The 13,377-nt window shown below is 54.2% G+C and carries 12 protein-coding genes; 9 read left to right on the top strand and 3 right to left on the bottom strand.

Translation table 11 applies throughout. From position 1 onward, the window contains the following. Positions 1 to 155: 155 nt before the first annotated feature. Positions 156 to 836, top strand: coding sequence for an HAD family hydrolase (locus ACT8X9_RS02865; protein WP_444268064.1), 681 nt, complete (start codon positions 156 to 158; stop codon positions 834 to 836). A gap of 43 nt (positions 837 to 879) precedes the next feature. Here the strand turns inward: ACT8X9_RS02865 and ACT8X9_RS02860 are convergent, their stop codons facing one another. Next, positions 880 to 1,011, bottom strand: a complete 132-nt coding sequence (locus tag ACT8X9_RS02860) for a hypothetical protein (protein WP_444268063.1) — start codon at positions 1,009 to 1,011, stop codon at positions 880 to 882. Positions 1,012 to 1,184: 173 nt separating this feature from the next. On the opposite strand from ACT8X9_RS02860, the gene ACT8X9_RS02855 reads away from it, so the two are divergent. After that, complete coding sequence (locus tag ACT8X9_RS02855; protein ID WP_444268062.1) at positions 1,185 to 1,418, top strand: DUF6061 family protein; 234 nt, start codon at positions 1,185 to 1,187, stop codon at positions 1,416 to 1,418. 164 nt (positions 1,419 to 1,582) lie between these two features. On the opposite strand, the gene ACT8X9_RS02850 is transcribed toward ACT8X9_RS02855, so the two are convergent. Continuing rightward, complete coding sequence (locus tag ACT8X9_RS02850; RefSeq protein ID WP_444268061.1) at positions 1,583 to 3,229, bottom strand: RNA-binding domain-containing protein; 1,647 nt, start codon at positions 3,227 to 3,229, stop codon at positions 1,583 to 1,585. A 548-nt stretch (positions 3,230 to 3,777) separates the two neighbouring features. Between ACT8X9_RS02850 and ACT8X9_RS02845 the strand changes: the two genes are divergently transcribed. The 7 genes from ACT8X9_RS02845 (at position 3,778) to ACT8X9_RS02815 (ending at position 11,684) form a co-directional block, all read left to right on the top strand. Beyond that, entirely contained in the window at positions 3,778 to 4,968 is a 1,191-nt protein-coding gene (locus ACT8X9_RS02845) for a mandelate racemase/muconate lactonizing enzyme family protein (protein WP_015565672.1), read from the top strand. A gap of 41 nt (positions 4,969 to 5,009) precedes the next feature. Then, positions 5,010 to 6,428: an APC family permease gene (locus ACT8X9_RS02840; protein WP_444268060.1), complete on the top strand. Its 1,419-nt coding sequence runs from the start codon at positions 5,010 to 5,012 to the stop codon at positions 6,426 to 6,428. Positions 6,429 to 6,628: 200 nt separating this feature from the next. Then, positions 6,629 to 7,834, top strand: a complete 1,206-nt coding sequence (locus tag ACT8X9_RS02835; RefSeq protein ID WP_444268059.1) for a mandelate racemase/muconate lactonizing enzyme family protein — start codon at positions 6,629 to 6,631, stop codon at positions 7,832 to 7,834. Positions 7,835 to 7,886: 52 nt separating this feature from the next. Beyond that, positions 7,887 to 9,092, top strand: coding sequence for a mandelate racemase/muconate lactonizing enzyme family protein (locus ACT8X9_RS02830; RefSeq protein ID WP_444268058.1), 1,206 nt, complete (start codon positions 7,887 to 7,889; stop codon positions 9,090 to 9,092). A 51-nt stretch (positions 9,093 to 9,143) separates the two neighbouring features. Then, entirely contained in the window at positions 9,144 to 10,352 is a 1,209-nt protein-coding gene (locus ACT8X9_RS02825) for a mandelate racemase/muconate lactonizing enzyme family protein (protein ID WP_444268057.1), read from the top strand. 322 nt (positions 10,353 to 10,674) lie between these two features. Then, positions 10,675 to 11,478: a FadR/GntR family transcriptional regulator gene (locus tag ACT8X9_RS02820; RefSeq protein ID WP_444268056.1), complete on the top strand. Its 804-nt coding sequence runs from the start codon at positions 10,675 to 10,677 to the stop codon at positions 11,476 to 11,478. 29 nt (positions 11,479 to 11,507) lie between these two features. Further along, positions 11,508 to 11,684, top strand: a complete 177-nt coding sequence (locus tag ACT8X9_RS02815; RefSeq protein ID WP_444268085.1) for a DNA cytosine methyltransferase — start codon at positions 11,508 to 11,510, stop codon at positions 11,682 to 11,684. 344 nt (positions 11,685 to 12,028) lie between these two features. On the opposite strand, the gene ACT8X9_RS02810 is transcribed toward ACT8X9_RS02815, so the two are convergent. Next, positions 12,029 to 12,844 carry a helix-turn-helix domain-containing protein gene (locus tag ACT8X9_RS02810; RefSeq protein WP_113991720.1) on the bottom strand — a complete coding sequence of 272 codons (816 nt, stop codon included), beginning with the start codon at positions 12,842 to 12,844 and terminating at the stop codon, positions 12,029 to 12,031. Between the last annotated feature and the right edge of the window lie 533 nt (positions 12,845 to 13,377).

Genomic DNA, 13,377 nt, shown 5'->3' with positions numbered 1-13,377 from the left:
AATGCCGCCGACCGGATTTGCAAGCAACCGAAAAATGTTTCATCTTTGGGGCGGGTAAGTTGTCACAAATTATGACCTTGGCGGTGTGCAAAAGCGGGAAAACATGATACAATAGGACCAATACGAACGATTTTCTGCCGAGAGGAGCTTGTTTTATGATACAGGGCGTTATTTTCGACATGGACGGGCTGATGTTCGACACCGAGCGCATCTGGGATACCTGCTGGGCGCCGGCGCTGGCAAAGTTCGGCCTTTCTTATAAGGAAGGCCTCTCGCAGGCCTCCCGGGGCACGACGCGATCCGGCACCTGCGATGTGCTCCGCCGCTTCTACGGCGACGGCTGCCCCGCTGCGGGCATCGTGGAAGAGCTGTACCGGCTGGGCTATGAGGCTTTCACCAAGCCCGTGCCCAAGATGGCGGGCCTTGACGAGCTTCTGGCGTGGCTGGACGCCCACCACATCCCGATGGCGGTGGCCTCTTCCAGCCCCATGACCATCATCGAGGGCCATCTGGGCCACTGGCAGCTGAGTCATTACTTCAAAGCCATCATCTCCGGCGAGCATCTGGCCCGCTCGAAGCCTGCGCCGGACATCTTTCTTCTGGCCGCAGAAAAGCTGGGCACTGCCCCTGCCGAGACACTGGTGCTGGAGGACAGCTACAACGGCGTCCGGGCCGGCGCAGCCGGGGGCTTCGTCACTGTGATGGTGCCCGACCTCTCGCCCGCCACCGATGAGATGCGCCGCCTCTACACCTGCGAGTGCACCTCTCTCCATGAGGTGTGCAAAAAGCTCGAAACCGGGGCCTTCGACGAGGGCTGCGGGGGAGGATGCCGCTGACCCTTGCCTTACAGGAGGGGCCTTTCTTCCTGTTTTCGCGCGTTTATATCCTTTCCTTGTACCAGTCCATCGCCTGCCTCATCGCAGCTTCGGGGGCAAAGACATAGCGGCGGTCCAGCACTTCCAGACCCAGCGCACTGGTATAGCGGCAGATCTCACCCTTTCTGATTTTCATTTTTACCGACAGATCCCACTTTTTCAGAATCTTTCTCCGTTCTGATCTTATGACAACCGGGGTTGTTGCCAAATGGTGTTCCTTCAAACCATTGAAAGCTCAAAGGTAAGTCCTCAAAAATAAGCACAGCAAAGCTGAGCATCTGTGGAAAAACAGGTGCTCAGCTTTTTGTATTGCAAAAATTGTGCACTTACTCCCAGACAGTGGAAGCCCGGTTTGCGGAGGGCACCACTCTTGCCATCGACTGTGCCGCTGTGGAGAACGAATACGGCAACTCCCCGGCACAGCGGGCAGAACTGGACTGGCTGCTCTATAACAAGCCCTTGGAGTATGCCCAGATGGTGCTGAGAGGGGAGATGGAGCACTACCTGTCGCTGGGGTGCGACCACGGCAGACTGGAAGATTGATCCGCAGAAAACGCGCGGCAAAGTCGCTAATCGCGCGGCGCGCGTTTCTCAGCGTAAATTCAGCGCAAACCATACCAAGTCAGCGTATTTTCAGCGTAAATCCCGGAAAGTCAGCGTATTTTCAGCGTAAATCAAACTTTCAGCGTAAAAGTCAGCGTAAATTTTCACATCACGCTTTTGTACTTCGTTCCTCGACCTACGCCATCAGGCTGCAAGATGCCGTCCTTGCACATCTGGTGCAGGATATAATAGGTTTGATTCTTGTTAACCCCACACAGCTCTTGAGCTTTCTGATTCGTAATCGACGGCTTATGCTTCAGATATTCAAGAATCCGATCCTTTGCCTGAATCTGGCTGACCGTCTTGTCCCGCACATAGGCCACATCGGTTTTCACCGTCTCGTAGACCTTGAGGGACAGCATATAGGTCTTGCCGTTGAGTTCCAGAAACCCTTCGTCCCGGAGAGCGTTCAGAACCTTGTGGGCATTGTCATCGGTTTCCTGAATCGTCTTTGCCGCCTGCTTCAGGGTGATTTTCTGGTGCTCCCGCAGATAGTGCAGAATCATCAGCTCCGACAGCGTGAACATCTTGGACCGCTTATCCTGTGTCTCTGCGATGAAACGCACGAAGTTCTGGTTTTCCATCGCACTGCGAAGGGTCAGCCGGACGGAGTTGGCCGTGCTGGCGTACTCCGGGTAGGGCTTGCCCTCGGTGAGCATACTCTGGAACATAATGTCCACCCCCTGCCCGGAACGCTGCACATACTTCAGGTGTTGAAGGGTCATGGCAATCAGCTTGTTCCGGGGAATGGATTGGTGGGTGATGATGTTGCTTTCGTTGATGTCCCCCGGAAAGCCGCCGGGGTTCTCAATCATGATCTTTGTGGGGTAGTGCTTGACGTAGACCGGTGCCATGTCCTCATAGGAGCGGTGCGCCAGCGCATTCAGCAAAGCCTCCTGAAAAACCGCTTCGGAGAAATCGTACACCTCCAGCCGGAACAGCCCCACCTGCACATTGGTCAGGCGGTTATAGGTGCGGATGCGTTCGGTCAGCTTATCCAGAATCGAGATCACCGGCTCCTGCATATCCATGCGGTTGTCGTACTCCGTCTGCGCTTCGTCGCTGTAATGGAGGTAGATCACCTCTGCCTGCGGCAGCAACCGGGCAATGGAAGCCGCCTTGCCCACAAACAGCAGCCCTGCCACCGTTACACGCACTTCGTCCTTGTCCATGCGGATCAGGTTCAGGTTGTCCAGAAAGGTGGTATCTGCCAAGTCCGGCAGGGCAGAGCCTGCATCCCGAATCCGCAGCTTCTCTTTCAGGCGGTACACTTCCAGCAGGTCAATGTCGTTTTCGGTTGCGCCCGCCACGATCTTTGCCGAAAAATCCGGGTTGTCAGCAGGGGAGTACACATCGTTTGCAGGGTAGTCGGGCTTTGTCACGTTCCCCAGTCGCCTGTAATAGATGCCGCCGGTGGTGGCAACATGAGAACTGGATTTCTCCACCGATACCACCAGCACCACACCGTCAGAGGTTTCCACCGGCTCGATTTCGGTAAACAGGCTTGGCCGGGTCATATCGTAGATGGCTTCCATCAGTGCCTGCGGGTCACTCTTGGGGCAGCCCGTAATGGTGCCGTCATCTTCCACACCAAACAGCAAAACGCCGCCCTTTGTATTTGCCAGCGCAACCGCACTTTTCACCGCAAGATCTTTCCGCTGCCGGTAGTCTTTGCACTTCACCCATGACTTAAACTCCTGCCGGGTGCTTTCCCCTGCAGCAATCATTTTGCGGAGTGCTTGTTCGGTCATGGTGGGAGCCTCCTTTTTCTTAAAATTAAAACAGGAGCTTTCTTTTAATTCCTCAAATCTATTTGGCTTATAGCTCTTACCCACCCCATAATCTGCTCCGCGTTGGGGCCAATATCAAATCATCCGTGGTTCTATCACTGTCGATGGTCAACCTGCTTTACTGCTTTTTCTCGCCCTCTAATTTTATTGTATCACAAAAGACCAGTGATTCAAGTGATTTGACACGATGGTCGCCTTTATCCAAAATATCCAACGCACTCATGACGCAGTCATCTCTTCTAGCCCGTAGAGAATTCTTTCGAACGTCACCTCATTACAAATCCGCCCCAATACGCTCGTTTTGTGATTTTGAACAAAGAGCCTCCTCCAAAAACCATCAAAAGGTAGAATTGCACAAAACCTCTTTACAAAGTTGTCGAGTTTTGCTATAGTTCACTTAGCGAACAACTGAACAATTGAGTTGATATTCTCCCGCTAGTCATCAACATTGGTAAGAAGAGGCAGCTGCGCTTAAGCTGTCCTTGACGATAGAAAAAGGAGGCAATTCTATGAAGATCACAAAGGTCGAGGTGTTCCGCCTGCCGACTGCAAACAGCAAGCAGAACAGCCCCATCGGATGCCGGATCCATACTGACGTCGGCATCTGTGGTGACGGTGAAGCCGGCATGGCCTACGGCGTTGGTGGTTCCGGCGCATTTGGCATGGTCTGCGATCTGGCAGAGCTGATCATCGGTATGGATCCGCTTCGCACTGAGTTCATCTGGGAGACCATGTACAAGCGGACGTTCTGGGGCCAGAACGGCGGCCCGGTCGTCTTCTCCGGCATCGCAGCCATCGATGTAGCTCTGTGGGACATCAAAGGCAAGTATTTCAATGTTCCCTGCTACCAGCTGCTGGGCGGCAAGGTTCGCGACAAGCTCCGCACCTACGCAAGCCAGCTGCAGTTTGGCTGGGGCCAAGTGGGCGTTTCCGAACACCTGTGGGCTGTGACCCCCGCGGATTACGCACACAACGTCAAGCTGGCACTGGACGAAGGCTTTGACGCGATCAAGATCGATTTCTTTGATCGTGATGAAGAAGGCAAGCCCCTCAACTTCCTAGATACCACCGGCCTGCTGACTCCAAAACAGCTGAAGATGGTAGAATCCCGCATGAAGGCCGCCCGTGAAGCCGCCGGCGACGATGTGGACATCATCATGGAGAACCACTCCTACCCGGATGCGCTGGGAGCTGTGCAGCTGGCAAAGCTGGCAGAAAAGTATAACATCATGGCCTTTGAGGAGCCCAACACGCCTACCACCCAGACCGTGGAATACATTGCCAAGTACAGCTCCGTGCCCATCGCAAACGGCGAGCGTCTGTACTCTCGCTGGCAATATGCAGAGTACTTCAAGAAGAACCTGCTTCAGCTGGCTCAGCCCGATATCGGCAACTGCGGCGGCATCACCGAGGTCAAGAAGATCTCCGATATGGCCCATGCTTACGATGTGGGCATCCAGGTCCACTGCGCAGGCAGCCCTCTGACCACCAACGCTGCCCTGCATCTTGAGTGCACCCTGCCCAACTTCCTGATCCACGAGCACCACACCTGCAACCGCATGGATACCTCTGTGGGCTTGACCAAGTACAATCTGCAGCCGGAAAACGGCTACTTCACCGTTCCCGATCTGCCTGGCATCGGCAATGAGTTCCTGCAGGAAGCCATTGACCGCGCAACGCTGTACAAGGTGATCGAGTAATCGGTCGCTCAATCATACTAAAAAGAAAAGGAGCTGTCACCATGGCGATTCACGTTGTAAAAGAACCCGTCCCAAAACCAGGTACTCTTGGTAGAACCGAACTCTATGCACTGGCCATCGGTCAGGTCATCGGTGCAGGCGTCATCACTCTGATCGTCCCTGCCATCAAAATGACTGGTTACTCCGCATGGCTGGCGTATTTCGTGGCGATCCTGATGGGATTTGTCATGATCCTTCCTTTCGTTTTCATCTCTTCCACCCTGCGTCTGGGCGGCGGCAACTACTCCATGCTGTGCGATCTGTCCAGTCCTCGAACATCCGGCATTTTCGCTTACATGTATCTTACCCAGTGCCTGTCGCTCTCTCTGTTCGGTGCATCCGCTGCCGCTTACCTGGGCGACATCATCCCGGCGCTGAACTCCCATTGGGCAAGGGTCATTGTGGGCGTTACGCTGCTGACCTTCTTCTACATCGTCAACCTGATGGGCGTTGACATCATGGCAAAAGCACAAAAAATGATGACCTGGCTTCTGATCGCAGCCCTCATCCTCTTTGCGATTGTCGGTATCTTCAAGATGAAGCTGCCCATCTTCGATTTCAGCGACCCCAACTTTGCCATCAATGGCTGGGGCATCACCTTCAACAATGGTCAGATCAGCGGCGGCTTCCTCGGTGCAGTCCTGCTGTTCGTTTACTCCACCCAGGGCTACTACATGACCACTGCTTATGGCCGTGACTCCAAGGATGCCCGTAAAGATATCCCCTTTGTCCTGCTGCTCTGCGTACCCACCCTGTGCATCCTGTATGTTGGCGTTGCCATGGCAGGCGTTGGCGTAATGAGCGTGGAAGAGTACGGCAACTCCACTACTCTGGTATTCGCTGCTCAGCGCATCTTCCCCACCTGGCTGTTCTACTTCTTCATCATCGGCGGCCCCATCATGGCTCTGCTTTCCACCCTGAACTCCAGCTTTGCCTACAACTCCATCACCATCGGTCAGTCCTGTGATGATGGCTGGCTGCCCAAGAGCTTCGGCAAGAAAAACAAGAGCGGTGCCCGCCCCTACATCCTGACCTTCATGTATGTCGTCGGCATCATCCCCATCGTCTTTGGTCTGTCCATCACCACCATCACCAATATGGTCCAGCTGATCACCTCTGCATTCGCCATCCTGAATTTCACAGCTGAGATCAAGATGCCCAAAAAATATCCCGATGCCTGGAAGCAGTCTCGCTACCATGTGCCCGATGGCTTGTACTACACCATCTGCTGTGTTTCTCTGGCGCTGTTCCTGGTCGTTCTGTGGAAGAGCCTGCTCTCCATGAACATCGGCCTGGCTGTCATCAATGTTGTGGTCATCGTCATCGCCGGCCTCATCGGCTTCTGGCGCTCCAAGACGGGCAACATCGAGATCCACACGTCCGTATGGGCTGAGGATTACCAGGAAGCCTCAGAATCCTGAGTTCTTCTCTTTTACACTTTCTTTTACACTTTGTCACTTTTTCCCATCATACCATCTTCCTTAAATCTTATCCGCACCCTCCCAAACAACAGAGGGTGCGGATAAGGGGTGGAAGAGGCTTTTAATTCAGAACCTTTCGGAGCCAAAACTCCGACGGAATAAGTTCAAATCACAACACCATTAGAATGGAGGTTCCACGTATGAAAATCACGAGTGTCGAATGTTATCTGGGCACTGGCGCGATCGGCGGCTTTGTTACCATGAAGATCAACACCGATTCCGGCATTTATGGCTGGGGCGAGGCGGGCCTGGCTTACGGCAAGTCTGCAGAAGCTGCATTTGGCCAGTGCCAGGATTTTGGCAAACTGATCCTCGGTATGGATCCGTTCAACACAGAGGAGATTTGGGAGCACCTGCATCGCCACACCTTCTGGGGTATGGGCGGCGGCGTCGTTATTACCTCCGCCATGGCTGCGATCGATATCGCCTGCTGGGATATCAAGGGTAAGGCTCTCGGTGTTCCCGTTTACAAGCTGCTGGGCGGCAAGACCAACGATAAGCTCCGCGCATACGCTTCTCAGCTGCAGTTCGGCTGGCGAAAGGATATTGAGGCCAAGGACGGCCTGACTTTGCTGTATGACCCGAAGGATTACTACCGTGTCGTCAAAGAAGCGTTTGACGAGGGTTACGACGCGGTCAAGATTGACCCGGTTTTTGCTCCCACCGAGCCTGCCCCCATGGGCGATGTCATGGCCACCCAGGGCACCCAGATCCGTGGCTGCTACCGCGAGCATGACCTGAAGCGTTCTGTTGAGCGCATCGCAGCAGCCCGCGAGGCTGGCGGCCCCGACATGGACATCATTGTTGAGATCCACTCCCTGCTGGATGCCAACACCTCCGTAGAACTGGGCAAGGCCCTGGAGCCCTACCGCATCATGTACTACGAAGAGCCCACGATGCCCTGCAACGCCGATATGTTCAAGCATATCAAAGAGAAGTCCGGTCTGCCGCTGGCAACGGGCGAGCGCAGCTACACCCGCTGGGGCTTCCGTCAGTTCTTTGAGGATCGCACTCTCAACGTCATCCAGCCCGATCTGGCCAACACCGGCGGCATCACCGAGACCAAGAAGATCTGCGATATGGCGCAGGTTTACGACATCGGCGTCCAGATCCATGTCTGCGGCGGCCCCATCGCTACCGCTGCTGCTCTGCAGCTGGAAGCAACCATTCCCAACTTTGTCATCCACGAAGAGCACAACGCCAATCTGACCAGTGCCTTTGTGAAGGGCGGAAAATATTACTACGCTCCCAAGGACGGCTACTACACCGTTCCCGAGCTGCCCGGCATCGGTCAGGAAATGAGCGAGTTCTACATTGCCAACGCAAAGAAGGTCGTAATCGAATAACCTTTCTCCTCATTCTCACCACAATCCATTATTGGGGGAAGGAGCATCTATTATGAAAATCACGAGTGTTGAGTGTTATCTGGGCCAGTTCATCACTATGAAGATCAACACTGACGAAGGCATTTACGGCTGGGGCGAAGCCGGTTTGGCATATGGCAACAGCTTTGAAGCAGCATTTGGTCAGTGCCAAGATTTTGCCAAGCTGATCATCGGCATGGACCCGTTTGATACGGAGAAGATCTGGGAGCACCTGCATCGCCACACTTTCTGGGGCATGGGCGGCGGTGTTGTCATCACCTCTGCTATGGCTGCCATCGATACCGCCTGCTGGGATATCAAAGGCAAAGCCCTCGGCGTTCCCGTCTACAAGCTGCTGGGCGGCAAGACCAATCCGAAGCTCCGCGCATACGCTTCTCAGCTGCAGTTCGGCTGGAGCGACCTGATCCAGAAAGATAACAAGGGCGAGGCTATCGGCCTGCTGTTCGACCCGAAAGATTACTACGAAGTGACCAAAAACGCCCTCCGCGACGGCTACGATGCCATCAAGGTAGACCCCGTCTTTGCTCCCACCGATCCCGACACCCCGCTCGAAAAGATCTGGGGCAGCCAGGGCACTACTCAGATTCGCGGTTGCTATCGTCAGCACGACCTGCAGCGCTCGGTAGAGCGCATTGCAGCCTGCCGTGAGGCCGGCGGCCCCGATATGGACATCATCGTTGAAATCCACTCTCTGCTGGACGCCAACACCGCCGCCGAGCTGGGCAAGGCTTTGGAGCCGCTGCACATCATGTACTTTGAGGAACCCACCAGCCCCGAGAACCCCAGCAACTTCCGCCACATCAAGCAGAAATGCGACCTGCCTCTGGCAACGGGTGAGCGCAGCTACACTCGTTGGGGCTTCCGGCAGTTCTTCGAGGACCGCACCCTGTCCGTGATCCAGCCCGATCTGTGCAACACCGGCGGCATCACCGAAACCAAGAAGATCTGTGATATGGCTCAGGTCTACGATATGGGCGTTCAGATCCATGTCTGCGGCGGCCCCATCGCTACCGCCGCTGCTCTGCAGGTCGAAGCCGCGATCCCCAACTTCACCATCCATGAGGAGCACAACGCAAACCTGAAGAACATCTTCATCCAGGCCGGCAAGTACTATTACAAACCCGAGAACGGTTACTACACCGTGCCCGATCTGCCCGGTATCGGCCAGGAAATGACCGACGAGTTCCTGGCAACCTGCCGCAAGGTCGTAATCGAATAACCTTTCTCCTCATTCTCACCAAAATCCATTATTTGGGAAGGAGCATCTATTATGAAAATCACGAGTGTTGAGTGTTATCTGGGCCAGTTCATCACTATGAAGATCAACACTGACGAAGGCATTTACGGCTGGGGCGAAGCCGGTTTGGCATATGGCAACAGCTTTGAAGCAGCATTTGGTCAGTGCCAAGATTTTGCCAAGCTGATCATCGGCATGGACCCGTTTGATACGGAGAAGATCTGGGAGCACCTGCATCGCCACACTTTCTGGGGCATGGGCGGCGGTGTTGTCATCACCTCTGCTATGGCTGCCATCGATACCGCCTGCTGGGATATCAAAGGCAAAGCCCTCGGCGTTCCCGTCTACAAGCTGCTGGGCGGCAAGACCAATCCGAAGCTCCGCGCATACGCTTCTCAGCTGCAGTTCGGCTGGAGCGACCTGATCCAGAAAGATAACAAGGGCGAGGCTATCGGCCTGCTGTTCGACCCGAAAGATTACTACGAAGTGACCAAAAACGCCCTCCGCGACGGCTACGATGCCATCAAGGTAGACCCCGTCTTTGCTCCCACCGATCCCGACACCCCGCTCGAAAAGATCTGGGGCAGCCAGGGCACTACTCAGATTCGCGGTTGCTATCGTCAGCACGACCTGCAGCGCTCGGTAGAGCGCATTGCAGCCTGCCGTGAGGCCGGCGGCCCCGATATGGACATCATCGTTGAAATCCACTCTCTGCTGGACGCCAACACCGCCGCCGAGCTGGGCAAGGCTTTGGAGCCGCTGCACATCATGTACTTTGAGGAACCCACCAGCCCCGAGAACCCCAGCAACTTCCGCCACATCAAGCAGAAATGCGACCTGCCTCTGGCAACGGGTGAGCGCAGCTACACTCGTTGGGGCTTCCGGCAGTTCTTCGAGGACCGCACCCTGTCCGTGATCCAGCCCGATCTGTGCAACACCGGCGGCATCACCGAAACCAAGAAGATCTGTGATATGGCTCAGGTCTACGATATGGGCGTTCAGATCCATGTCTGCGGCGGCCCCATCGCTACCGCCGCTGCTCTGCAGGTCGAAGCCGCGATCCCCAACTTCACCATCCATGAGGAGCACAACGCAAACCTGAAGAACATCTTCATCCAGGCCGGCAAGTACTATTACAAACCCGAGAACGGTTACTACACCGTGCCCGATCTGCCCGGTATCGGCCAGGAAATGACCGACGAGTTCCTGGCAACCTGCCGCAAGGTCGTCATTGGAGGCTAAACCCGTCTCCAACGCCCCAACGCAAAGATAAAATACAGATCCATCAAATCCGTCATGGATCATAACCTCTAAACAACGGAAAATGCTGCACAGGGCGTTGCCTTGTGCAGCATTTTTTATTTATGAAAAAACTGTTCATTTTACAAATTTCACTTTAAATCCTTAGCTTGACGTCCACCCCCAAAAAACTTATACTTAGATTGTGAATGGAAAAAGTTGCATTCACAAAATCTTGCAATTAGTTTCGGGAATTATTTCGCCTGAGGAATATGGTTTTGGATTCTTTGGGACATAAAACGCGAAGCGGAAATGGAGAATAATCATGGCATTACAGAAACTCCGCAGCCCAAAGATCCGGCGGCTGTCCGTGGTGGACCAGGTCAGCGACTCTATCAAGCAGAGCCTGCTGGACCAGGTCTGGAAAGAGGGAGACAAGCTTCCGTCCGAAGGAGAACTCGCGGAATATTATGGCGTCAACCGCCTAAGCGTGCGGATGGCCTTGCAAAAGCTCAGCACGCTGGGCCTCATTGAGACGCGCGTGGGCGAAGGCTCCTTTGTGGCTCACTTTTCCGTTCAGCCCATTTTCAGTGAACTGGCTCCTCTGTACGACAACAAGGAAGGCCGCCGGGATGTGGAGCAGCTGCGCAACCTGCTGGAAGGGGAGTGCACCAACATTGCCATCATTTCTTCCACGGAAGAGGACCGCCAGAAGCTGAAAGATCGTCTGGATGAATACAACCGCCTGGAAGCGATCTACAACGACGACATTGAAAACCAACAAAAGCTCCATGATGTGGTCCAGGCCGACTTTGCGTTCCATTATGAGATCATCTGCATGAGCCACAACAAGCTTTATATGGATATTTACATGATGGTGCAGCAGCTCATTTCCTCCCACATCCGGCACCTGATTTATACCCGCGTCCATCGCCGTAAAGCGGCCGGGCTTTCACTGGGAAGCATGGATGCAATAACGGAAGCTTCGCATGAGGTAATCTACCAAAGCATCATCAATGGTGACGCAGAAGCGGCCCGCAACGCTCGGGAACAGATACTGGGTATCGTTCCTGCCCACGGTTTGGATTACTTTGAGGACTATGTGGACCCGAAAGATATTCATCTGTAAAAACCTTCTCAGTCCCATAGGCGCAACGTCTGCGTACGCTAACGCCCATCGAATGCGAACGGCTCAACGGCATCCCGGATGATTGGACAGCCGGGATGCTGGAACGACTGCGCTATTTCACCATAGGGAATGCGCTTGTCGTTCCGCTGGTCAAGGCCATGGGCAAGCGGATCAGCGCACTGGCCGAGGACGAGCAGCGCAGTTGATGGGCGTTTCTCTTGGGTTTCCAAAGGGGTGCGGGTCGCCAATGGCGACCTCAAAATGCAGTACATTTTGAAGCACCTGACCGAGCCGACAGGCGAGAGGCAGCACCCCTTTGGCACACGACTTTGCCTGCAAAGTCTAGTGTGTTACACCTTGGTTCCGGCTGACGCGGAAAAGGGGCTGCGAGAGGCTCCGGCAAGCACCTGTTCTGCGGCAGAAGAATGCGCGGATGGGCATGGCTGTTGACGTTTTTTGCCTGCCCAGCGCAGGCTTGCAGAGGAACCAATGGTGTACGTTCTCCTTCCTGCCGCAGCAGCGTTTTTCCTATGAGACACAGGGCAAATGATCAGCGTCTGTGCTTGCCCCGGTTGCCTGCAAGTGTCCCCGGTTTCAGCATTGCCGTTTTATAAAGGATCTTCTTTATCAGCTTTCTTTCATCCTCTGTCAGCTTATCGTAGTTGATTCCGATTGCCTTCAATGCCGTTCGAATCTTCTTTTCATCCGCAGACCCTTCATGTTTCTGTGCATCCTCCAGTTCCTTCATCAGGTTATCGATCATTGAACCATCCGAAGTGGTCTTGTCCTTGCGGTGTTCCGTCTTGATGTTCTTCAGGATGGCCACCAACTCATCGTACAAGACCCGGCCAAAGTACTCATCTTCATCGATCTGCCCCAGCTTCAAGGTGCTCATGTACAAATCGTTTTCATCTGCTGCATACTTCTTTTTCAGCATTTGCCGGGTCGCTTCCAGACCAGCATTGAGGTTTTGAATGTTTGCGCTGACATATCCGTCCACATAGATCTCCAGATCGGTCATGAACCTCTGAAAATTCTCATGCACGATCAGCTCACACAGCAGCCGATGATTGAATTTTCCATTCCTTAATACGTCCACTGCGCCATCGCTCAGATGCAAGTCCGAAAGGACTGCATCTGGGCGTTTTTTGTTTTCCGTCACCCCCAGCAGGTAGTCCGTGGTCACGCCATAGAACTCAGCCAGCGTTGTCACCGCATAAATGCTGAGGTCGGTCACATCGTCGCTCTCATATTTCGACAGTGCCGATTTGGACAGACCCGTCTGCTCTGCCAGCGTTTCCAGCTTCAGATTCCGCTCCACACGCAGGTCTTTGAGCCGTTCTCCCAGTGTCAGCTTGATGTTCATGGTCGCACCTCCGATGTTTTTTGCACAGTATACCACTTCCGGCGGTCCCTGTCCATAAGCGTGGAATTTTGCAGTTTCTGCACCTGTTTTCCGACATTATGGATATACGGCACAGCGGCCATCGTGGTGCTATCCTATAGACAGAAAGAAAACATATTAACTCCCCAGCAGTGAACATATTAAGGGCTTCCCGCGAAAGCCCTCTGAAATATCTTTCATAACAGAACCTTGAGAACAGAATGACCGTCCGAACTGCCCAGACCGCCAAGACCTCCCATCGGGGGAGCGAGCGCCCTGCATGGGGCCGACACAGAGTCCAAAAAGATTTCCTGTCGGGAGGCAGCAAGGGAGACCGGCTTCACCGAAGTTCCCATTTTGGGAACACCGGTGATTTTGAACGTGGTAGGGATTAAAATGATCCGTGCCAAAACCTTTGAGCAAAGGAGAGATTTTGAGTTTATATCAAAAGATCAAGTCTGCCATCACCGTTCGGCAGGTGGGAGAGATGTACGGCATGGAGCCCGACCGCCATG

Source organism: Faecalibacterium sp., from assembly GCF_052358865.1.
In the GTDB taxonomy this organism is placed as follows: domain Bacteria; phylum Bacillota; class Clostridia; order Oscillospirales; family Ruminococcaceae; genus Faecalibacterium; species Faecalibacterium butyricigenerans.
This window is presented reverse-complemented; position numbering and strand designations above follow the sequence as displayed.